The following is a 21,055-nucleotide window of genomic DNA, read 5'->3' on the forward strand; positions in this document are numbered from 1 at the left end:
GTGCCCCGCTGTCCTGAACCTTTCGATGGGTGCGGAGCATGATCGAGGCTGTCGGCCTGACCAAGCGCTACGGCGACAAGACCGCCGTGTACAACCTTTCCTTCCAGGTGCGGCCGGGCGCCGTCACCGGCTTCCTCGGGCCCAACGGCTCGGGCAAGTCCACGACGATGCGGATGATCCTCGGGCTGGACAACCCGACGTCCGGGTCGGTGACGATCGGCGGCCACCCGTACCGCAAGCTGCCCAACGCCCCCCGCCAGGTCGGGGCGCTGCTCGACGCCAAGGCCGTGCACGGCGGCCGGACCGCCCGCAACCACCTGCTGAGCCTCGCCCAGCTGTCCGGCATCCCGGCCCGGCGCGTGGACGAGGTCCTCGGGGTCGTCGGCCTGCAGGGCGTGGCGAGCAAGCGTTCCAAGGGCTTCTCGCTCGGCATGGGCCAGCGCCTCGGCATCGCCGCCGCGCTGCTCGGCGACCCGCAGGTGCTGCTGTTCGACGAGCCGGTCAACGGTCTCGACCCCGAGGGCATCCTCTGGGTCCGCAACCTGATGAAGGCCCTCGCCGCCGAGGGCCGTACGGTCTTCGTCTCCTCCCACCTGATGAGCGAGATGGCGCTGACCGCCGACCACCTCATCGTCATCGGGCGCGGCCAGTTGCTCGCCGACATGAGCGTGAAGGACTTCATCTCGGCCAACTCCGCCGACTTCGCGCGCGTGCGCACCCCCGACACCGAGCCCCAGCTGCGTGAGAAGCTCGGCACCGCGCTCGCCGAGGCGGGCGGCCATGTGCTGCCCGAGCAGGACGGCGCACTGCGGGTGACCGGGCTGCCGCTGCCCCGGATCAGCGACCTCGCGCACGAGGCGGGCGTACGGCTGTGGGAGCTGTCCCCGCACCAGGCCTCGCTGGAGGAGGCGTACATGCGGATGACGCAGGGCGCCGTGGACTACCGCTCGACCATCGACCAGAAGGCGGGCCTGCAGCAGCCGCTGCCGCCCGGCGCCCAGCCGCCCATGCCGGTGCCCGGCCAGGGCCAGCCCGGCTGGTACGCCCCGCCGCCGCCCCAGCAGGGCGGACAGCCCTTCGCCATGCCGCAGGCCCCCGCGGGCGCGTACGGCGGCGCACAGGCGGGCGCGTACGGCACCCCCGACGCGGGCGCCGCCAACCCGTACGCCCAGCCGGCCCCGCAGGCCGCTCCGGCCCCGCAGGCCGCTCCGGCCCCGCAGGCGCAGACGGCGATCCTGACCCCGCAGGCGCAGCCGGCCCCGCAGGCCGCTCCGGGTGCTCCGGCTGCTCCGCAGGCCCAGCCGGCCGCCCCGCAGGACCAGCCCGCCGCTCCCGTCGCCGCCGCTCCGCCCGCGCCGCAGCAGGCGCCCGCGGCCGCCCCTGCCCCAGCCGCCCCCTCCGCCCCCGCCGACCTGACCAAGCCCGAGGACGCCCGATGAGCACCCATCAGCCCCCGATGCCGCAGGCCCCCGCAGCCGCGCCCGACTGGCAGGCGGCGCACGGCGGGTCGTACCCCGGTTACACCTCGCCGATCCCGGTCGTGCGCACCCACCTCGGGCATGCGCTGGCCTCCGAGTGGACGAAGATCAAGTCGGTGCGGTCGACGATGTGGACGCTCGGCGTGTTCGTGCTGCTCGTCGTCGGCATCGGCCTGCTGACCGGCGCGGTCGTCACGCACTCCTCGTCGAGCATGGACGGCCAGAGCCCGCTGCAGCTCGGCTTCTTCGGGCTGCTGCTCGGCAGCATGTGCATCATGACCCTCGGCGTGCTGACCACGGCGTCCGAGTACGGCACCGGCATGATCCGTACGACGATGACGGCGTGCCCGAGCCGCAGCCGGGTGCTGGCCGCGAAGGCGATCGTGTTCTTCGCCGTCGCGTTCGTGATCACGCTGGCCGCCAGCTCGTTCGTGGCGATGGTGCAGACCTCCATGGTCCAGGGCAACGGCGCGCGCACCCCGTCCGGCGCCGAGTGGTTCAAGGCCACCGTCGGGGTCAGCCTCTACCTCGCCCTGCTCGGCCTGCTCTCGCTGCTCATCGGCTCGATCATCCGGCACTCGGCGGGCGCCATCACCATCATGATCGGCGCACTGCTCGCCCCGCTGGTGATCGCGCTGTTCATGTTCTCCGAGTCGCTGCACAAGGTCCGCGAGTGGCTGCTGGAGTACTCGATCCCGAATCAGCTGAGCGTCTTCTACGCGAACTCCCTCAGCAACACCGGCCCGTCGGGCTGGGACCCCCTGTGGATCCTGCTGGGCGTGACGGCGGCGGCCTACGCCGGCGCGTACGCGCTCCTGCGCAACCGGGACGTGTGAGCCCGGACGCACCAACAAGCAGGCGCACGAACAGGCAAGGGCCTCCCCGGCGCTGCGGATCGACCCTTCCGCGGCGCCCGGGAGGCCCTCGTGGTTCGGGCCCGTGCGGGGAACGCGCCGAGAACGGGCCGGCCCGGCTAGAACCTCGGCGCGTTGCGGGACCGCTGCACCCGTGTGGTGCGGCGGTCCTTCGCGTTCCAGCAGGCCTTGTGCCAGTGGCGGCGGTCGTCGACGCCCGCGTGCTCGGGCCAGGCCACCACGTGCGGGACACCGGAGGGGATCACCTGGTCGCAGCCCGGGCAGCGGTACGTCTTGCCCTCGGCGCTCGCCCCGGCGACATGCCGCACGCTCCACTCCTCGCCCTGCCACGTCTCGGTCGCCTGCCAGCCGCCGTACCGGCCGACGCGATCGTCCTCGGCGCTCCGGCCCGACGATCCGGCGGCCTTCGGTCGGTTGCGACGCGGGGACACGGGACACCTCTCGGGGCTATACAGGAAGCACGGGCTGCGTCCAGCCTACGCGCCGCCGAGAGGGGTACGCGTACGGAACCAACCCGTACAAGTCCCCCTCCACGGCGACCCATTCTGCAGACAATCCGCAAATCTCCCCGCCAGGCCGTGTCCTGGGCACGTGTCAGACGGTTATGCCGGTCGGGGGAGCTCCGAGTCGGAGCCAAGGAAGCAGGAAACGCGATGTACGTAGGAAGTTTTGTGCTGGGCGCCCAGTTCCCGGGCCAGGGCCCCGGGGAGGCCCTGCACCGGGCCGTCCGCTCGGCGGAGGTCACCGAGGAAGCCGGCCTGGACGCCGTGTGGCTGGCCGAGCACCACTTCGTGCCGTACGGCACATGCCCGTCCGCCGTCACCCTGGCCGCCTTACTGCTCGGCCGTACCCGCCGCATCCGCGTGGGCACGGCGGTCAGCGTACTGCCCACGGCCCACCCGGTCGCCCTCGGCGAGCAGGCCGCGCTGCTGCATCTGACCAGCGGCGGGCGGTTCACCCTCGGCGTCGGCCGCGGCGGCCCCTGGGTGGACCTGGAGGTATTCGGCGCGGGCCTGGAGGCGTACGAACGCGGGTTCCCCGAATCACTCGATCTGCTGCTGCGCTGGCTGCGCGAGCCGCGCGTGGCGGCCGCCGGCGAGCGGTTCGCCTTCCGCGAGGTGACGGTCGTACCGCGCCCCTCGGAGGCGCTGACCGAGACGCCCGGACCGGAGGTCGTCGTCGCCTGCACCTCCCCGGCGAGCGTACGGCTGGCCGCCGAGCGCGGGCTGCCGATGCTGCTCGGCATGCACGTCGGGGACGAGGAGAAGGCCGAGATGGTCGCGCTGTGGCGGCGCCACGCCCGGGCGGCGGGCCGGCCGGGCGAGGAGATCGCGGGCGCCGCGCACGTCTCGGCCGGGGTGTGCCAGCTCGCCGACCGGCGCACGGACGCGGCGGAGACCCTGCTCAAGGCGATGCCGGGCTGGCTGAAGCAGGGCCTGGAGGCGCATGTGACGGTCGACGGCCGGACGCGCACGATGCGCGACCCGCACGCCTACACCGAACTGCTCTGCGGCCTGCACCCGGTCGGCACCCCGCGGCTCGCCGCCGACCGGCTCGCGGCCACCTCGGAGCGCACCGGCATCTCCCGTTTCGCCCTCCTCGTGGAGGGCTCGGGCGATCTCGCCGCGACGGAGGAGAACCTACGGCGACTGGGCGCCGAGGTACTGCCCCAGCTGCGCTGAGCCGTCCCGCGCACCCCGGCCGCAATGAGGGCTTGCCGCCCCAGTTCTGAATGCACCTCCCGCGGGTGGAGCGGCAAGCAAGCGGCTCACTGCCTCTGCCGGGGCGGGCCTGCGCCTCAGCAGTCCCGAAGCTCCGGCGACTGGTTCAGCAACTGGCTGCGCACCGACGTGAAGCGGGCCAGCCTCTCGTCCGCCGAGGCGTCCAGCGGGAACACCGCCACCCGGTGGCAGTTCTGGAAGGCCAGCCGGACACCGAAGTGCCGCTGCAGCGCGCCGCGTATGGCGTCACTCGCGAGCGCGCGCAGCAGCTGACCGCGTGCCTGCTCGTCCGGCGGGGGCGTCTGGTTGTCGGCGAACGGGCCGCCGTCGACCTTCAGCTGGGCCACCAGGGAGCTGATCATCTCCCATGCGTAGGGCAGGGAGGTCCGGACGCAGTCGACGAATGCTGCTTCGTCGACCTCGCCTCGCTCGGCCTGTTCGAGTAGGGCCGGTGAGACGTCGAGCGACATGGGTACTCCTCTCGCACCCCCGCCGAGCAGGGGTTGCCGGACAGGTAGGGAAGTTCGCCATTTCGAACACGCTCAGTACACACATGGCGACCTCCCGTTCTCTACGGTAGGCAACGGTCGGTGACCACACCAGCAGATTGGGTATATGGAACGGTCCCGTTACGGGCACAATCGGCCAGGGATGAACAAGAGTTTCCAGGGACAATTGGGGCGATACACAGGGAGCGCGATGGGCGAATCGCGTGCACCGGCGCGCGTCGAGTAGCGTTGCCGACCATGCGTCTCGTCATTGCCCGATGCTCGGTCGACTACGCCGGCCGGCTCACCGCCCACCTGCCCTCGGCGCCCCGCCTGATCCTGGTCAAGGCGGACGGCAGCGTCTCCATCCACGCCGACGACCGGGCCTACAAGCCCCTCAACTGGATGTCGCCGCCCTGCACGCTGAGGGAGGGCGCCGGCGAGGACGAGGGCGTGTGGACCGTCGTCAACAAGGCGGGCGAAAAACTGATCATCACGATGGAGGAGATCCTCCACGATTCCTCGCACGAACTCGGCGTGGACCCCGGCCTGATCAAGGACGGCGTGGAAGCGCACCTCCAGGAACTGCTCGCCGACCGCATCGAGACGCTCGGCGAGGGATACACGCTCATTCGCCGCGAGTACATGACCGCCATCGGCCCGGTGGACATCCTGTGCCGGGACGCGGACGGCCGGACGGTCGCGGTCGAGATCAAGCGGCGGGGCGAGATCGACGGCGTGGAGCAACTCACGCGCTACCTGGAGCTGTTGAACCGCGATCCCCACCTGGCCCCGGTCCGCGGCGTCTTCGCCGCCCAGGAGATCAAGCCCCAGGCCCGCGTCCTCGCGACCGACCGCGGCATCGACTGCCAGATCCTCGACTACGACGCCATGCGCGGCATCGAGGACGACAAGCTCCGCTTGTTCTGAGGTCCAGGGCTTGTCCGGCGGTTCATGCCGGACAGGCCCTAGATCAGCGCGTCCGGGGACTCCGGCGCACTCCCCGAACCCGTCGCACTCCCCGAACTCCGCGGCGTCGTCGGCCCGCTCGCCGTGTCCGTCGTGGACGGGGTCGTACCGCCCGACTGGGTCGGCGACGGGGACGTCGGCGAGGTGCTCGGCGAGGTCGAGGACGGCGAGGGCGAGGGGGTCGTCTTCGTCGGCGGCGGGGAACCCGGCTTGGTCGTCCTCGACCTGGACGGAGTCGGCGACGTGCTCCCGCTGCCGGTGCCCCGGGTGTGGCTCGACCCGGCCGAAGGTGTGGTCACCGGCTGCTTCGGAGTCGGGTCGCCGGTCGTGCCGTACGTGCCGTCGGGCCCCGGGCCCGTCGGGCGGGTGGCGCTCGGGGCCGAGCCGGTGCGGGCCGCCGGATCCTGCTTCGGGTCCGCGCCGAGGCTCCCGTCGTCCAGGCCCTGGCTCGCCGACGGGTTGACGTCCACCTTGCCGGCCGGGTTCTTGCCCGCGTTGTCGTCGGACGTCATGCCGAGCGTGACGACCGTACCGAGCACGGCGGCGAGCAGCGCCCCCGAGCCGATCGCCACGAGGTTGCGGCGGGCCAGCCGCGCAAGGCCTCCAGCCCGCTCCGTCGCGGCCGGGAACCGGTGGGTGACCAGGGGGTCGCCGAAGGGCACGTACGGCGGTGGTGCCGACTCCTCGTGCCGTACCTCCGGCAGTTCCTCCCCCGCGATCGGCGTGATCCCGGGCACCTCGCCGGAGCGGTCGGCGACCAGCGCCAGGGCCCGGCGTCCGGCGACGGTGCCCCGCCTGTCAGCGAGCGCCCCGCGCAGCCCGATGGAGGCCTCCAGTTCGGCGCGGGCCCGGTCGAGCTGTCCGCCGCACAGCGCCAGCACACCCAACTCGTGGTGGAAATAGGCCTGTTCACGTACGTCACCGGCCAGCCGGGAGGCTTCCGCGCCGGAGCGCAGGGCCCGCTCCCAGGCGCCCCAGTGCAGCCCGGCGGCGAAGGCGGGCGCGGCGGTACGGGCGAGCCGTACCGCACCGCTGTCCTGCCCCTCGGCGGACGGGGCCGTCTCCGGGACGACCGCGGCGAGCGCGGCCAGGACCGCGTCGGCCTCGGCGCACACCCGCTCGGCGGTGACCGACGGATGACCGGCCCACCAGACGTAGTGCTCGGCGGCGGCGAAGGCCTGGGCCACGGCGTCGTCGGCGTACCCGGCGGCCTCCAGCTGCGTCTGCACACCGGCCGCGAGCCGGTAGCGGGCGCCGACCGGGGAGACCAGCCCGCAGCTCGCCAGCTCGCCGAGGGCGGCGTCGGCATGGGTGTCGCCGATCAGCGCCGGCAGGTGCGCCTGGTGCGGCACCTCGCCGCCGAGCGCGACGGCGAAGCGCAGGGTGGCCCGGGCGGAGGCGCTGAGCCGGGAGGCGAGCAGCGGGGCCGGTGCGGCGGCCTCGCCGAGGGAGGGCAGCGGTACCTCGTCCGCCACCTCCAGGGACAGCTCGGCCGGCTCGCGTACGTCCTCGAAGACGCCGTACTCGTCCACCGCCCCGGTGTCGGCCCGCAGTTCGTCGCGCTGCCGGAGCAGGGCGCCGGCCTGGACGAACCGCAGCGGCAGCCCCTCGGACTCGAACCACAGGTCGCCGGCCCAGTTCGCCTCCTCCTCGGTGAGGACGCGGCCGACGGTCCGTTCCAGGATCTCCACGCCGGCCGCGCGGTCGAGGCCGCTGAGGAAGACCTCCTCGACCTCGGAGGTGTCGGAGGGCGCGGGCACGTCGGGGGTGGCGCTGATCAGGAACGCGCACTCGGGAGTGGCGTCGAGCAGCTCGTCGAGGGCGGTGCCGCCGAACTCGATGTCGTCCAGGACGACGACCGCGCCGATCTCGCGGACGAGCGCGCGCAGTTCGTCCGGGTCGGGGCGGTGCTGCGGGACGTCGTGGACGGCGTGGAAGAGGTCGTGCAGGAGGTCGGTGGTGCCGCGGTGGGAGCCGGTGAGCCGGACCACGCCGTCGGGGGCGAGGTCCAGGCAGTCCTCGGCGACGAGGTCGAGCAGGGCGGTGCGGCCGGAGCCGCCGGGTCCGGTGAGCCGGACGGAACGGCCACGGGCCAGCAGCCGGACCAGGCGCTCGCGTTCGTCCTGGCGTTCCAGCAGGGAGAGCGCCGGCGGCACGGGACCGGGCGGCACGGGCGGCCTCGCGGCGCGCTCGGTCTCGGCGCGCTCGGCCGTGGTGCGCTTGCGGGGCCTGGCCGGCCGCCGGGCCGGCGGGCAGAGCTCTATCTCGCTGCCGTCGACGGGGTTGACGGTCAGCAGCAGGTCGCCGGAGACGAGCTGTGCGGTGCGGACGAGCGCGGGCGAGCCCTGGCTCTGCCCGAAGTCGGAGGTGAGGGATTCCCGGGGCGGGCGGCGGCTCGCCGCCTGGCCGTGCTCCTCGGGTCCCCGGTCGATCGGGTCCATGGGTTCCATGGGTTAAAACCCCCCAAAAGCGTCGTGTGCCCGGATTCCGGCCCCTCCCGGCCTTGTCGCACACCGCGCTGTCGCTTCTGGTCCGGGCCCGCTCGGTCGAGGGTTGCGAGGCGGCGGGCGACCGAACCCTAAACCTTCGCTCAGTATCTCCGACAGGGCGGGGTGCCATGTGGTCCGAGACGTCACAGTCCGGTGAGGATTGCCCCCGACGTGCGCTTCGGTGAGTGCGCCCGGGTCTCCCCCGTCGCCCGTTTCCCACCCGCTCGTGGCGTTGCACCGCGGCCGGGCGGCGGATCACACCCGGGGCAGCGACTCGACCCCGATGCCGCCCTCGATGGCGAGGATGCGGTGCAGTCGGGTCGCCACCAGCAGGCGCTGCATCTGCGGCGGGACACCGCGCAGCACCAGACGGCGACCGCAGCGGCCGGCCCGCCGATGGGCACCCATGATCACCCCGAGTCCGGTGGCGTCCCAGGAGTCCAGTTCGGACAGGTCGAGCACCAGGTCGCCGACGCCGTCGTCGACGGCCGAGTGCAGGGCCGTACGGGCGTCCGCCGCGCTACGGACGTCGAGGCGGCCGCCGACGACCAGCTCGGCATGGTCGCCCCTGATGTGCATAAGCGCTCCCCGTTGAGTGCGGTTGGCGTACTCGGTGACGGTGCTGTGCACCGTCTGACTGCGTGAGTGGTGGTGCGGTTGCTGCTTGTAAGCGAACCGATACCGAATTCACCCCGGGGGGTGATGTTCCCGAGGTGAATGTCCGGCGTTGTGTGCGTACGGGTGGGTCTCAGTACTTGTAACGGGTGGGCCTCAGTACTTGTAGAAGCCCTGCCCGCTCTTGCGGCCGATGTCACCGGCGTCCACCATCCGGCGCATCAGCTCCGGCGGGGCGAACTTCTCGTCCTGGGACTCGGTGTAGATGTTGCTGGTGGCGTGCAGCAGGATGTCCACGCCGGTGAGGTCGGCGGTGGCGAGCGGGCCCATGGCGTGGCCGAAGCCCAGCTTGCAGGCGAGGTCGATGTCCTCGGCGGTGGCGACGCCGGACTCGTAGAGCTTGGTCGCCTCGACGACGAGGGCGGAGATGAGCCGCGTGGTCACGAACCCCGCCACGTCCCGGTTGACGACGATGCAGGTCTTGCCGACCGACTCGGCGAACTCACGTGCGGTGGCGAGCGTTTCGTCGCTCGTCTTGTACCCCCGGACCAGCTCGACGAGCTGCATCATCGGCACCGGCGAGAAGAAGTGGACGCCGACGACCCGCTCGGGCCGCTCGGTGGCCGCCGCGATCTTGGTGATCGGGATGGCGGAAGTGTTGGAGGCGAGCACGGTCTCCGGGCGCACGATCTTGTCGAGCGCACGGAAGATCTCGTGCTTCACTTCCAGCTTCTCGAAGACGGCCTCGACCACGATGTCGGCGTCGGCGGCGGCGTCCAGGTCGGTGGTCGCGGTGATGCGGCCCAGGGAGGCGTCGGCGTCGCGCGCCTCCATCTTCCCCTTGCTCACGAACTTGTCGTACGACGCCTTGATGCCGTCGGTGCCACGCTTGAGCGCCTCGTCGGTGACGTCACGCAGGACGACGTCCCAGCCCGCCTGTGCGGCGACCTGAGCGATACCCGACCCCATGAGCCCGGCCCCGATGACGGCAAGCTTCCGTGCCACTCCGACTCCCCTTTGAACGCGCTCCAAGTCTGCTTCTCGGGCGGACCATAGCGCTCCGGAGCCGCCGTGTGAGCGGTAAGTAACGCGCGTCACGTCTCAATTGACGGACATCACACCGGCAGGGCTGGGCGCCACCCAATTGGCAGCCTTTCCCACGCCTTTCGGCCACTGTCCACGGAGTCCCTTTTCCACCCAATGGGTTGATTCGGCGCCAGGGCGCACGCCGCGCACGGGGTGGCGTGAGGTAGCGCACCCCGGCTGTTTTCCCGCATTGTTCCGTAACGCCGTGATCACGTGGCGTGGCGAGCCGTGGCCGCGTCATGCTGACGTCCCCTCCTGATGGCGTCTTAACCGCGCGTCACGGGCGGGCAGTTGGAGTGTTCTCTGCTCACGGAATCGATGTGAGATGGCGAGTAAGAAGGTGGTGACCGTCGCCGTCCTGGTGACGGTCCTCACGTGGAGCACGGTGATGACCGTGCTGGGACAGGTCGCGGCCATGGCCACCCTGCTCCCGTCCCTGGGCCTGCTCGTGCAGCAGATCGTCCAGGCCCTGTCCGGGCCCGACGGCCCCCGCACGCCCGCCGGCCCCGCCCCGACCGGCACCGGCACCGGCACCGGCACCGGCACCGGCGGTGAGGAGCCGCCGCGATGACCCCGGCCGCAAGCAGAGGAGGGCCACTCGCGCCCCGGACCCTCGGCCGGCGGGGCCGCAAGCCGGGCCCGATCTCCGAGACCGCCGGCCTCACGCACCGGGCCTGGCTGGAGCCGGTGCGCGCCGCCGTCCGCCTGCGCGACGTCACCCTGGACGACCTGGCGGACCGCTCCGGTTACTCCAAGACCCGGATCAGCGAACTCCTGCGCGGCAACGGCTACTACCCGCCCTGGGAGATCACCTTCAGCGTGATACGCGTGCTCGGCCTGCCGGTCCAGCCGATGCTCCGCCTGTGGGCCGCGGCGGCGCGCGAGGCGCGCAAGGAGCCCGGCTGGATCCGGCACCACCTCCAGCAGGTCGCCTGCGAACCCGAGATCCCGCCCCTCGCCCTGAGGGCCTTCAGCGAGAGCGTGCACGCCGCCTACACCGCCTATGCGCGCATGTTCCTGCTGACCGGCGACCGCGCCCACCGTGCGGTCGAGGAGACCCTCGACCTGCTGTGGCTCTCCTGGGAGACCGCGGCCGGCGACGAGAACCTCCGCCGCCACGCGTGGCATCTGCTGCGCTCCCGCGTGCTGGTCCGCGCCGCCCACCGCGACGGCCACCCGGACCTGCGCGCCGCCGTGTTCTCCACCGGCGAGATGCACGAGAGCGTTCCGGGCCACGTCGTCGTCCTGCCCGACCTGGTGAACCGCTTCGATGCCATCGCCCGCCTGCCCCACGACCAGATGGACGTCGTGGTCCTGGCTCAGCTGTGCGGCCTGGACCTTGCGGAAACGATCCCGTACGTCACCGGCCAGAGCCCGGCCCGCTGCCTCTCCCTCGCCCGCTACGCCCGGGCCGCCCTCGAAGGCCTGCGGTGATCACGCCTGCCCCGATACGCTGCGTGCCCGATTCGCTACACACCGATCGTGGAGGGTGGGCCATGCCGGCGCGCAGGGTGGTCACGGGACGCAGCCAGGAGCCGCGGCGACGTTACGCGGAGGAAGTCCGCCTGCTCCGCACATCCAGGGGCCTGAGCCTGCGCGAGCTGGCCAAGGCGGTCGGCTGGGATCCGTCCCTGCTGAGAAAGCTGGAGAACGGCGAGACCCTGGGCAGCCCCGAGCTGGCCGAGGCGCTGGACCGGCACCACGGCGCCCCCGGGCTGCTGCTGGCGATGTGGGAGCTGGCGGTGGGGGATCCGACGCAGTTCAAGGAGCAGTACCGGCGGTACATGGTCCTGGAGTCCGAGGCGGTGAGCCTGTGGCACTACTCGGTGAGCGCGCCGCCGGGCCTGCTCCAGACGGCCGGGTACGCCCGCGAGGCCCTCGCGGCGGGCTGGATCAGGGAGCAGGAGCTGGACCAGCAGATCGAGGCGCGCCTGGGACGGCGTCAGCTGCTGGAGGCCGAGCACCCCCCCGCTGTTCCGGGTCATCCTCTCCGAGGCGGTGCTGCGCACGGCACTGCGCGACACGGGAGCGTGGCGGGAGCAGTTGGAGCACCTGGTGGAGGCGTCCGAGCGCCCGAACATCACGCTGCAGGTGCTGCCGTTCAGTGCCGGGCCCCATGGCCTGATGAACACCGCTGTGAAGTTCCTGCGGCTGACGGATGGCCACACAGTCGCCTATACCGAGAACGACCTGCGTGGTGAACTTGTCGAGGAAAGCACCTCAGTTGAGGAGCTGCAGCGTAGGTACGATGCGATGCGCGACCTCGCGCTGGCCCCGGCCGAGTCGCGCAAGTTCATCCTGCGGATGTTGGAGGAAGTGCCGTGCGAGCCATCGACCTGAGCGGCGTGACGTGGCGCAAGAGCAGCTACAGCAACACGAGCGGCGGCGATTGCGTCGAGGTCTGCGACACCGTCCCCGCCGCCGTACCCGTCCGTGACAGCAAGACCCCCGACGCCCCGGCCCTCCTCTTCACCGCCGGCTCATGGTCGTCGTTCGTCGGAGCCCTCAAGGGCGGCGTGTTCCAGTAGGCGCCGCTTGTCCGGCTTGCCCGCGGCCGTGAGCGGGATGTCGGGCACGAGGTGCAGGGCGTCGGGAGCGTAGAGGCGGCCCTTGCGGACGGTGACGAAGTCGCGGATCTCCTCCAGTGCGGGCCGCCGCCCGGCAACCGGCACCACGGCGGCGTGGACGTGCTCCGCCGAGTCCTCGTCCCGGCTGCCGAAGACCGCGCACCGGGCGACGGCGGGATGGCTCAGCAGGAGTTCCTCCAGCTCGGCCGGATACACGTGGCCACCGACGACCACGATCATCTCCTTGATCCGGTCCACGATGTAGAGACGGCCGTCCTCATCGAGGCAGCCGACGTCACCGGTGCGCAGCCAGCCGTCGCGGAGCACCTCGGCGGTCAGCTCCGGCTGCTTCCAGTAGCCGTGCATCACGTAGGGCGAGCGCACGTGGACCTCGCCCGGTTCCCCTGGCGGCAGGCTGGTGCCGTCGGCGTCCCGAACGGCGATCTGGACGTCGGGCAGGGGCCGGCCCGCCGTCAGCCGGCCGCCATGGCCGGTCAGCGCCAGTTCCTCCGGGCCCGCTTCGGTGATGAGCTGGGCCTCGGCCTGCCCGTACAGGCCGTAGAGCACGGGCCCCAGCGCCTTGGCCGCCTCCCGCAGCCTGGCCGGTGAGGCGGCGGTCCCGCCGTAGCTGATCCGGGAGAGGCTGGACAGATCGGTGCCGGGCAGGTCGGGATGGTCCAGGAGCTGGTAGAGGAGCGGCGGCAGCAGCCAGGTGTGGGTGATGTGCTCGCGCTCCATCGTGGCCAGCACGTCCCCGGGCTCGAAACCGTGCCGCAGGACCACCGAGCCACCCCGGAGCAGTGCCATGTCGGCGAAGATTCCGGCGAGGTGGGCGAGCGAGGTACAGGCCAGATGGCGGGGCGGATCGCCGGCGGCGGTGAGAGGGCGGTCCAGGATGCGCCGGTAGGAGCCGTGGGTCATGCGGATGCCCCTGGGGATGCCGGTGGTTCCGCCGGTGTGCCGGATGCACCAGTCGTCGTCCGGGCCCACCAGACCGCCCCTCGGCTGCGCGGGGCGCCGGGCGGCCGTGGCCAGCACGTCCTCGGCGAAACCGCTCGGTCCGAGGGAGAGCGCCGGGGGTACGCCGGGAAGCGTGAGCAGCTCACGTGCACAGGCGTTCTGCCGCTGGTCCACCAGCAGCAGGGAGCAGTCCACGCTCGCCATCACGCGGGCCATGACCGGCGCGCTCATGCCCTCGTAGAGAGCGACGACCCGGGCGCCGGCCAGGTTGACGGCGTAACGGGCGACGAGGGCCTCGGCGGTGTTGCCGGTGAGCAGGGTGACCGTGGTGCCGAGGGCCACCCCGCGCTCCGCCAGCTCTCCGGCGAGGCGGCGGACCTGGTCCCGGAACTCGGCGGCGCTGATCACCAGCCCTTCGGCGGTGGTGACGGCCGCCCTCGACGGATCGGCGGACAGGACGTCGAGCACCGCCTCCGCATAGCCGCTGAAGACGGGTTCCGCGGCGGCTCGTCGTCGGCTCATCGCCGTTCTCCCTCTGCCGGATCCGGTGGACACCCGCGACGCTAACGGCCCGTCCCTCATGCCTTCCACGACCGCTTTCGCCATGTACTCATGACGCGTCGCGCATGAAGGACTCCACGGCCACACGGCGGAAGTCCAGGGCGGCCGGGGAAAGATGGGCATGGGCCCGCCACACCAAGGTCAGGGTCCGGTGGCAGTCCTCGACGTCCAGCCGCAGCAGGGCCACCCTGCCGTGCTCGCCGAGCGCCCGGCGCGCCATGGCCGGCATCAGGCCGACGCCCAGTCCGGCGCCGATCAGCTCGGGCGTGGCGGCGGCCTCGTCACCCTCGCAGACCACCCGGGGGGTCAGTCCCTCACGGGCGAAGAGCCGCTCCAGCAGGGCGCGTTGCCAGTGGCCCGTGCGCGTGGTGACGAAGTCCTCGTCGGCCAGCTCGGCCACCGCGACGCGCTCGCGACCGGAGAGCGGGTGCCCCAGCGGCACAGCCAGCAGCACCTCTTCCCGGACCAGTTCCACCGAGCACAGCTCGGGCCCGGCGAGCGGCTGGGAGGCGAGCGCCAGATCCACTTCACCGGAGCCCAGATGCCGGCGCATCGAGTCCACCGGGGCCTGGAACAGGCGCACGCCGGCCCCGGGACGCAGCGCACGGAAGGCGGAGAGCACCCCGGCGAGCTGCAGCAGGGTCTCGGCGGCCACGGCGACACGGCCCGGCCCGGAACCCGAGGCGTCGGCCATCTCCCGCCGGGCGTCGTCGAGTTCGGCCAGAGCCCGCTCGACCCGGTCCAGGAAGGCGGCGCCGTGCTCGTTGAGCCGTATCCGGCGCCCCTGGCGATCGAACAACTGGACGCCGAGTTCCGATTCGAGCCGGATGATGGTGCGGCTCACCGATGGCTGGGCCACCCGGAGTTGCTCAGCGGCCCGGCTGATGTGCTGGTGACGGGCCACGGCCTGGAAGTATCGCAGCGACAGCAGGTCCATGACGGTAGTCTCACCCTCACCCCGCTCCATCGGGCCGTTGCGAGCGCCCCCAGGACATCACCGGTGCGGGAGCGGTGAGTTCAGCCGAGCTCTCCGCGTACGGCATATCCGAGGACCCGCTCGCTCAACAGGTCCTCGATGTCGTCCAGGAGCGCGAGCACCTCTCGGGACACTTCGCGCGGATCGCGGCCCTTGACCATCTCGCGGCCGATGACCGCGATGACCGTGCTGTGGACCCAGCCGATCTGACCTGCCATCAGGTGGGGCAGTTCGTCGTCGGGAGCCGCGCCCGTCTCGTCGCGCAGGGCCTGTTCCAGGTTGGCCTGGACCTCCTGGGCCAGGGCCCACAGGCGGGAGCGCAGGGCGGGGGCCTCCTCGATGACCTTCATGAAGGCGGCGTAGCCGGGGAGCAGGCCGACCCGGGGGGAGACCGCCTCGACCTCCTCGCGCAGTTCGCGGATGACCGCGGCGGCGGCCGACTCTCCCTCGGGACGGCCGCGGACCCAGCGGGCGAGGCGGTCGATCATGCCGGCGGAGCGGTCGAAGAAGAGGTCCTCCTTGGCCGGGAAGTAGTTGTAGACGGTGTTGACGGAGACGTTGGCCGCCTCGGCGATCTCCGCGACCGTCACCGCGTCGAAGCCGCGCTCGACGAACAGCCCCGTGGCGACATCGGAGATGTACTGCCTGGTCTGCCGCTTCTTCCGCTCCCTGAGCCCCTCTGCCATGCCCGCATCCTAACTTCGCTGGTGGTCTTGAAAAGTTGGCTGGACTCGAAACTTGGTGACATTGCAAAAATCCAGGGACTCTGTTTTTCTGGGGGCATGGCAGCAGTCATCAGCGCGGCGGGACTCGCCCGCACCTTCCAGACCAGGACCGGCCCCGTTCAGGCCGTGCGCGGGATCGACCTCACCGTGCGGGCGGGCGAGATCCTCGGCTTCCTCGGACCCAACGGCGCCGGCAAGACGACCACCCTGCGGATGCTCACCACCCTGCTGAAGCCGACCGGCGGCGCGGCCACGGTCGCCGGGCACGACCTCGCGGCGGATCCGGCCGGGGTGCGCGCGGCGAGCGGGTACGTCGCCCAGTCCGGCGGGGTCGACCCCCAGATCACCGTGCGGGAGGAACTGGTCACCCAGGGGCGGATGTACCGGTTGTCGAAGGGCGCGGCCGTCGAGCGCGCCGAGGAGCTGGCCCGCGAGCTGGACCTCACCGGGCTGCTCGACCGCAGGGCCGGTGCCCTCTCGGGCGGCCAGCGCCGTCGGCTGGACATCGCGATGGCGCTCACCCACCGGCCGAAGGTGCTGTTCCTGGACGAGCCGACCACCGGCCTGGACCCGGGCAGCCGCGCGGACCTGTGGGACCTGGTCCGCAGGCTGCGCGACGACCACGGTACGACCGTCTTCCTGACCACCCACTACCTGGACGAGGCCGATGCCCTCGCCGACCGCCTGGTGATCGTCGACCGGGGCACGGTCGCCGCCGAGGGCACCCCGAGCGCGCTGAAGCTCGAGTACGGCGGCTCGATCGACGCCTCGCTCCAGGACACCTTCCTGGCCGTCACCGGCCGCGGGCCGGCCCCGGCCGGCACCGCCCCCGTCGCCGTATAAGGATTCGCAAGAAGATGCTTCTTCACGACACGGCCCTCATCTACGGCCGTTACCTCCGCCAGTCCCTGCGCTCCCGCTTCGCCCTGCTCTTCGGGGTGCTCACCCCCCTGCTCTACCTGCTCTTCTTCGGGCCGCTGCTCACCGGTCTGCCGCTGGGCGGCGCGGGCAGCTCCTGGCAGGTGCTCGTGCCGGGCCTCTTGCTCCAACTCGGCCTGTTCGGCGCCCTGTTCGCCGGGTTCACGGTCATCATGGAGAAGGGGCAGGGGGTGGTGGAGCGGATGCGGGTGACCCCGGTCAGCCGGCTCGCCCTGCTGCTCGGGCGGGTGCTGCGCGACGCCACGGTCTTCGTCTTCCAGGCGGTGCTGCTGGTGCTGGCCGCGCTGGTGATGGGCCTGCGTGCGCCGCTCGCGGGCGTACTGATCGGCTTCGGCTTCGTCGCCCTGCTCACACTGTCGCTCGCCGCGCTGTCGTACGCCCTCGGGATGAAGGTCAACACCCCGCAGGAGTTCGGCCCGCTGATCAACATGGTGTCGATGCCGTCGATGCTGCTCTCCGGCCTGATGCTCCCGATGTCCCTCGCGCCCACCTGGCTGAACGTCCTGTCACACTTCGTCCCGTTCCGCTACCTGGTGGACGCGGTACGCGACGCGTACGTCGGCCACTACGCCACCGCGCACATGCTCTACGGCACCCTCGTCGCCGTCGCCTTCGCGGCACTGGCGGTGACGGTGGGCACACGGGTGTTCCGGACGGCCGGGGCGTGAGGCGCCGGGTCAGCAGGACTGCGCGGGTACCGCGTTGAACGCCGAACCGTCACGCGCGATCCGGTAGCACTGCCGGGTGGCCCGGCCGGAACCGGAGATCACGGCCGACACGCTCACGGTGCCGCCCGTCCGTGTCACGCTCTGCACGGAGACGAACCGCCCGTAGGGAGCGAGCGCCTTCCGCACTCCGGCACCGTTCAGATCCGAGGCTTCGAGAGCGGCGACACGCTCGCCGGCGAGACGGGCGCCGCTGCCGATCGAGACGGACGGGCCGCAGGCGTCGTACTTCAGGACGGACATCGTCGACGTCCAACCGTGGCCTTCTGCCGGGGCATAGGTGTACTCGACGCATCTGGCGATCATGTCCTGGCTGCGGCCGAGGAGTGTCCCGGACGCGTACGCGACCCTTTCGGCCACACGGGCCCTGAACGCGTGCCGGGACGCGTCGTAGGAGATCACGGGAGCGCCGGTGTGCTGGTGGATCACACCGGTGACAGCGTCCGGATCAGCCGGGCCCTCATCGCCGAGGGCACGTACGGTCTCGTTCTCCGCCCGGCGGACCTGGTCGTCGAGGGACAGCAGAGCCTGCTGCCGGTGCTCGGCACTGACCTTGTCCGTGTGCCACGACCAGTACCACAACACGCCGAGCACGGTGCCGAGCACGACGATCAGCACGACCAGGACGGTGAGGCAGCCGGTGGTCGCGAGACGACTGAACCGCCCCGCAACCACCGGACCATGCCCGTCACTCGAGTGCACGATGCGAGGGTAGGACACCTACGCTGGCCCCATGGTCAATCTGACGCGCATCTACACCAGGACCGGCGACAAGGGCACCACCGCGCTCGGGGACATGAGCCGGATCGCCAAAACCGACCTGAGGATCTCTGCCTATGCCGACGCCAACGAGGCCAACGCGGTGATCGGTACCGCGATCGCGCTGGGCGGCCTGGACGCGGAGGTGGTCAAGGTGCTCACACGCGTCCAGAACGACCTGTTCGACGTGGGTGCGGACCTGTCGACGCCGGTGGTGGAGAACCCCCAGTTCCCGCCGCTCAGGGTCGAACAGTTCTACATCGACAAACTGGAGACGGACTGCGACCGCTTCAACGAGCGGTTGGAGAAGCTCCGCTCGTTCATCCTGCCCGGCGGCACCCCGGGCGCGGCCCTGCTGCACCAGGCCTGCACGGTCGTACGCCGGGCCGAGCGCTCCACCTGGGCGGCCCTGGAGGTGCACGGCGAGACGATGAACCCGCTGACCGCGACCTACCTCAACCGGCTGTCGGACCTGTTGTTCATTCTGGCGCGCACGGCGAACATCGAGGTCGGGGACGTGCTGTGGGTGCCCGGCGGGGAGCGTTAGTTCTCCCGCTTCGGGAACAGCGTGTAGCTGCCGGCGATGATCACGTTGATGCCGATCACCCACAGCATGCTCCGCTGCCACTGGCGCAGTGAGCCGGTGTCGCCGGCGGAGCCGACGTACCAGACGGCGCCCTGGAGCAGGGCGAGGGCGACGGCGGCGGCCAGGATCCAGCGGCCCGCGACCTTCCATTCGTGGACGGCGCGGGCCGTGCCGTAGCGCGGCGGCCTCACCGGGGGCGGGCCGCCGGCGAAACGGTGGGCGACCCGCTCGTCGGCCCACTTGATCGTCGAGTGTCCGAGCCCGACGGTGAAGCCGATGTAGACGGCGGCCAGTCCGTGCCGCCAGTCGGGCTGGGCACCGTTTCTCAGGTCGACCGCGGTCACGGCGAACAGCACGAGTTCCAGCAGCGGCTCGCACAGCAGCAGCGCGAGACCGGTGCGGGGCATGCGCAGGGCGTAGCGGACGGTCAGTCCCGCCGCCAGCAGCACCCAGAACGCCACCTCGCAGGCGATGATCAGCCCGACGATCACAGTTGGCTCCCCTCGTTCACCTCTCCAGGCTCCCGGCGGCCGGGGCGCGGTTCATCGTCGGCGGGGGCGACCCGGGCGTAAGCGAAAGTTGCAGTCCAGGACCCTGCCCGGGGGGTACGCGGGCCGTCGGCGGGGCGTGTTGGATGGGGGCATGACCCTCGCACTCCCCCGCCCCCACCGTGACGACCTGCGGATCGCCGTGGGCGGGCTGCTCGGCGGGGTGCTGCTGTGGTCGCTCGGTCTCCACTCGCGGGCGTCCTCGGACCCGATCCTGCTGTGGTCGGCGCCGTGGGCCCCGCTGGTGCCGCTGGCGGTGACGGCCGCGTGCGAGCCGCTGCGCCGCACCCGGCCCCGCGTCAGCCTGCTGGTCGGCACGCTCGCGCTGACCCTGGACACGGTGACCCTCGGCAACCTCGTCACGGTCGTGCTGTACACCGACCTGGTGTACGCGGCCGTCGTGTACGGCACCCCCGCGTCCGCCCGCCGCATCCCCTGGATCACCGGGATGCTGACGGTGCTCGGCGGCGTCGTGCCCGCGGCGCTGTGGCGCGATCCGAAGGGGCTGCTGATCGGTGTCGGGGTCGGCGTGGTCGCGCTCGCGCCGGCCGCGACCGGGTGGGTGGTGCGTGACCACCGGGAGGCGGCCGAGGCCGCCCGGCTGCGGGCGGAACAGACCGCCCTGCTCGCCGAGATGGACCGCGCCCAGGCGGTCACCGCGGAACGGGCGCGCATGGCAAGGGAGTTGCATGACATGGTGGCCAACCACCTGTCCGCGATCGCCATCCACTCCACGGCCGCGCTGTCCCTCGACGAGCCGCGGACCTCGCGGGACGCCCTGGCGGTGATCCGGGAGAACAGCGTGGCGGGGCTGGCCGAGATGCGGCGGCTGATCGGCATCCTGCGGGACAGCGGGGGTGATCTGGAGCCGGCCGCCACGCCGACGCTCGACGGCCTCGCCGCCCTGGTCAAGGGCGCCCGTGCCAACGGTCTGGACGTGCGCCTCGACGCCGGGCACGGCCGGGTGCCGGCGCCGGTGGAGCTGGCCGCCTACCGGATCGTGCAGGAGTCGCTGACCAACGCGCTCAAGCACGCGGCACCGGGACCGGTCGGGGTGAGCGTCCGCCAGGCCGACGGCACGCTGGACGTGGAGGTCACGAGCCTCTACCGGCCCGGTGACACCCCGCGCGCCCCCGGCTCGGGCGCCGGGCTCACCGGGATGCGGGAGCGGGCGACGCTGCTCGGCGGCGGCTTCGCGGCCGGGCCCGAGGACGGCGTGTGGACCGTACGTGCCACGATTCCGCTCACCGAAACCGCAGTCACCGAGGCAACCGAAGGAGACCCCTCGTGATCCGTGTTCTGGTCGCCGAGGACCAGTCGGCCGTGCGCGCCGGACTCGTGCTGATCCTGGGCAGCGCGCCCGACATCGAGGTGGCCGGGGAGGCGGCGGACGGTGAGCGGGCGGTGGAGCTGGCCCGGGAACTGCGTCCGGACCTGGTGCTGATGGACGTGCAGATGCCGCGTCTCGACGGGGTGTCGGCCACCCGGCAGATCGTGGCGGAGGGGGTCGCGGACGTCCTGGTGCTGACCACCTTCGACCTGGACGAGTACGTGTTCGGGGCGCTGCGGGCCGGGGCGTCCGGGTTTCTGCTGAAGAACGCCGAGGCGCGGGACCTGCTGGAGGCGGTGCGGACGGTGGCGCGCGGCGAGGGGATCGTGGCGCCGGCCGTGACCCGGCGGCTCATCGCCGAGTTCGCGGCCGTTCCGGTGCGGGAGACGAAGGCCGATCCGGCCGTGCTGGACGGTCTGACCCGGCGCGAGCGCGAGGTGCTGTCCTGTGTCGGCGAGGGGCTGTCGAACGCCGAGATCGCCGGGCGGCTGCGGATGGCGGAGGGCACGGTGAAGACCCACGTCAGTCGGCTGCTGGCCAAGCTGGAGCTGCGCAGCCGGGTCCAAGCAGCCGTGCTGGCCCAGGAGTTGGGGATCTGACGCAGCACTCGGGGGAATTGGTCCAGACCTATTGACGGGTGGTCCAGACCTTTCTACTC

The 21,055-nt window shown here is 71.9% G+C and carries 22 protein-coding genes and 1 pseudogene; 13 read left to right on the forward strand and 10 right to left on the reverse strand.

What is annotated here, in order from left to right:
• The first annotated feature begins 38 nt into the window (after nt 1-38).
• Together ACZ7HQ_RS22045 and ACZ7HQ_RS22050 are read left to right on the forward strand one after the other, a co-directional pair.
• On the forward strand, nt 39-1,439 hold the full coding sequence (locus tag ACZ7HQ_RS22045; protein WP_470992438.1) for an ABC transporter ATP-binding protein: 1,401 nt from the start codon (nt 39-41) through the stop codon (nt 1,437-1,439).
• Entirely contained in the window at nt 1,436-2,314 is an 879-nt protein-coding gene (locus ACZ7HQ_RS22050) for an ABC transporter permease (RefSeq protein ID WP_470992440.1), read from the forward strand. The genes ACZ7HQ_RS22045 and ACZ7HQ_RS22050 overlap by 4 nt, the downstream gene beginning before the upstream one ends.
• 137 nt (nt 2,315-2,451) lie before the next feature.
• Here ACZ7HQ_RS22050 and ACZ7HQ_RS22055 read toward each other — a convergent pair whose 3' ends face one another.
• Complete coding sequence (locus ACZ7HQ_RS22055; protein WP_470992442.1) at nt 2,452-2,784, reverse strand: ATP/GTP-binding protein; 333 nt, start codon at nt 2,782-2,784, stop codon at nt 2,452-2,454.
• Nucleotides 2,785-3,006: 222 nt separating this feature from the next.
• Between ACZ7HQ_RS22055 and ACZ7HQ_RS22060 the strand changes: the two genes are divergently transcribed.
• On the forward strand, nt 3,007-4,035 hold the full coding sequence (locus ACZ7HQ_RS22060; RefSeq protein WP_470992445.1) for an LLM class flavin-dependent oxidoreductase: 1,029 nt from the start codon (nt 3,007-3,009) through the stop codon (nt 4,033-4,035).
• A gap of 116 nt (nt 4,036-4,151) precedes the next feature.
• On the opposite strand, the gene ACZ7HQ_RS22065 is transcribed toward ACZ7HQ_RS22060, so the two are convergent.
• Nucleotides 4,152-4,544 (reverse strand): SCO5389 family protein, encoded by a 393-nt coding sequence (locus ACZ7HQ_RS22065; protein ID WP_097252385.1) that lies wholly within the window; start codon nt 4,542-4,544, stop codon nt 4,152-4,154.
• A gap of 276 nt (nt 4,545-4,820) precedes the next feature.
• Here ACZ7HQ_RS22065 and nucS point away from each other — a divergent pair, with 276 nt between their 5' ends.
• On the forward strand, nt 4,821-5,492 hold the full coding sequence (nucS, locus tag ACZ7HQ_RS22070) for an endonuclease NucS (RefSeq protein WP_470992448.1): 672 nt from the start codon (nt 4,821-4,823) through the stop codon (nt 5,490-5,492).
• A 38-nt stretch (nt 5,493-5,530) separates the two neighbouring features.
• Here nucS and ACZ7HQ_RS22075 read toward each other — a convergent pair whose 3' ends face one another.
• From ACZ7HQ_RS22075 to ACZ7HQ_RS22085, 3 genes are all read right to left on the reverse strand, one after another.
• Nucleotides 5,531-7,972 (reverse strand): ATP-binding protein, encoded by a 2,442-nt coding sequence (locus ACZ7HQ_RS22075; RefSeq protein WP_470993545.1) that lies wholly within the window; start codon nt 7,970-7,972, stop codon nt 5,531-5,533.
• 303 nt (nt 7,973-8,275) lie between these two features.
• Entirely contained in the window at nt 8,276-8,599 is a 324-nt protein-coding gene (locus ACZ7HQ_RS22080) for an STAS domain-containing protein (RefSeq protein ID WP_360096613.1), read from the reverse strand.
• A gap of 192 nt (nt 8,600-8,791) precedes the next feature.
• Complete coding sequence (locus tag ACZ7HQ_RS22085; protein ID WP_470992451.1) at nt 8,792-9,640, reverse strand: 3-hydroxyacyl-CoA dehydrogenase family protein; 849 nt, start codon at nt 9,638-9,640, stop codon at nt 8,792-8,794.
• Nucleotides 9,641-10,046: 406 nt separating this feature from the next.
• Between ACZ7HQ_RS22085 and ACZ7HQ_RS22090 the strand changes: the two genes are divergently transcribed.
• The 4 genes and pseudogenes from ACZ7HQ_RS22090 (at nt 10,047) to ACZ7HQ_RS22105 (ending at nt 12,249) form a co-directional block, all read left to right on the forward strand.
• Nucleotides 10,047-10,292 carry a hypothetical protein gene (locus ACZ7HQ_RS22090; RefSeq protein ID WP_470992454.1) on the forward strand — a complete coding sequence of 82 codons (246 nt, stop codon included), beginning with the start codon at nt 10,047-10,049 and terminating at the stop codon, nt 10,290-10,292.
• A complete protein-coding gene (locus tag ACZ7HQ_RS22095; protein ID WP_470992457.1) occupies nt 10,289-11,155 on the forward strand; it encodes an XRE family transcriptional regulator in 867 nt (288 codons plus the stop codon). Before ACZ7HQ_RS22090 ends, ACZ7HQ_RS22095 begins: the two co-directional genes overlap by 4 nt.
• Before the next feature lie 62 nt (nt 11,156-11,217).
• A pseudogene (locus tag ACZ7HQ_RS22100) lies at nt 11,218-12,061 on the forward strand (helix-turn-helix domain-containing protein).
• On the forward strand, nt 12,043-12,249 hold the full coding sequence (locus tag ACZ7HQ_RS22105) for a DUF397 domain-containing protein (protein ID WP_470992460.1): 207 nt from the start codon (nt 12,043-12,045) through the stop codon (nt 12,247-12,249). The pseudogene ACZ7HQ_RS22100 and the gene ACZ7HQ_RS22105 overlap by 19 nt, the downstream one beginning before the upstream one ends.
• Here ACZ7HQ_RS22105 and ACZ7HQ_RS22110 read toward each other — a convergent pair.
• The 3 genes from ACZ7HQ_RS22110 to ACZ7HQ_RS22120 all read right to left on the reverse strand — a co-directional run bounded on the left by ACZ7HQ_RS22110 (nt 12,202) and on the right by ACZ7HQ_RS22120 (nt 15,471).
• Nucleotides 12,202-13,770 (reverse strand): AMP-binding protein, encoded by a 1,569-nt coding sequence (locus ACZ7HQ_RS22110; protein WP_470992463.1) that lies wholly within the window; start codon nt 13,768-13,770, stop codon nt 12,202-12,204. The two genes, ACZ7HQ_RS22105 and ACZ7HQ_RS22110, sit on opposite strands and share 48 nt — an antisense overlap.
• A gap of 88 nt (nt 13,771-13,858) precedes the next feature.
• On the reverse strand, nt 13,859-14,746 hold the full coding sequence (locus tag ACZ7HQ_RS22115) for a LysR family transcriptional regulator (protein WP_470992465.1): 888 nt from the start codon (nt 14,744-14,746) through the stop codon (nt 13,859-13,861).
• 80 nt (nt 14,747-14,826) lie between these two features.
• Nucleotides 14,827-15,471 carry a TetR/AcrR family transcriptional regulator gene (locus ACZ7HQ_RS22120; RefSeq protein WP_470992468.1) on the reverse strand — a complete coding sequence of 215 codons (645 nt, stop codon included), beginning with the start codon at nt 15,469-15,471 and terminating at the stop codon, nt 14,827-14,829.
• Between the two features lie 96 nt (nt 15,472-15,567).
• On the opposite strand from ACZ7HQ_RS22120, the gene ACZ7HQ_RS22125 reads away from it, so the two are divergent.
• Nucleotides 15,568-16,353 carry an ABC transporter ATP-binding protein gene (locus tag ACZ7HQ_RS22125; protein ID WP_470992471.1) on the forward strand — a complete coding sequence of 262 codons (786 nt, stop codon included), beginning with the start codon at nt 15,568-15,570 and terminating at the stop codon, nt 16,351-16,353.
• Nucleotides 16,354-16,367: 14 nt separating this feature from the next.
• Complete coding sequence (locus ACZ7HQ_RS22130) at nt 16,368-17,117, forward strand: ABC transporter permease (protein WP_470992474.1); 750 nt, start codon at nt 16,368-16,370, stop codon at nt 17,115-17,117.
• Between the two features lie 9 nt (nt 17,118-17,126).
• On the opposite strand, the gene ACZ7HQ_RS22135 is transcribed toward ACZ7HQ_RS22130, so the two are convergent.
• Complete coding sequence (locus ACZ7HQ_RS22135; protein ID WP_470992476.1) at nt 17,127-17,876, reverse strand: hypothetical protein; 750 nt, start codon at nt 17,874-17,876, stop codon at nt 17,127-17,129.
• A gap of 31 nt (nt 17,877-17,907) precedes the next feature.
• On the opposite strand from ACZ7HQ_RS22135, the gene ACZ7HQ_RS22140 reads away from it, so the two are divergent.
• Nucleotides 17,908-18,480: a cob(I)yrinic acid a,c-diamide adenosyltransferase gene (locus ACZ7HQ_RS22140; RefSeq protein ID WP_470992478.1), complete on the forward strand. Its 573-nt coding sequence runs from the start codon at nt 17,908-17,910 to the stop codon at nt 18,478-18,480.
• On the opposite strand, the gene ACZ7HQ_RS22145 is transcribed toward ACZ7HQ_RS22140, so the two are convergent.
• Entirely contained in the window at nt 18,477-19,010 is a 534-nt protein-coding gene (locus ACZ7HQ_RS22145; RefSeq protein WP_470992480.1) for a hypothetical protein, read from the reverse strand. The genes ACZ7HQ_RS22140 and ACZ7HQ_RS22145 overlap by 4 nt on opposite strands.
• A gap of 151 nt (nt 19,011-19,161) precedes the next feature.
• Between ACZ7HQ_RS22145 and ACZ7HQ_RS22150 the strand changes: the two genes are divergently transcribed.
• Together ACZ7HQ_RS22150 and ACZ7HQ_RS22155 are read left to right on the forward strand one after the other, a co-directional pair.
• A complete protein-coding gene (locus tag ACZ7HQ_RS22150) occupies nt 19,162-20,358 on the forward strand; it encodes a sensor histidine kinase (protein WP_470992482.1) in 1,197 nt (398 codons plus the stop codon).
• On the forward strand, nt 20,355-20,996 hold the full coding sequence (locus ACZ7HQ_RS22155; protein ID WP_470992484.1) for a response regulator: 642 nt from the start codon (nt 20,355-20,357) through the stop codon (nt 20,994-20,996). The genes ACZ7HQ_RS22150 and ACZ7HQ_RS22155 overlap by 4 nt, the downstream gene beginning before the upstream one ends.
• Nucleotides 20,997-21,055 lie beyond the last annotated feature (59 nt).

It is taken from the genome of Streptomyces sp. NPDC037290 (genome assembly GCF_055603245.1).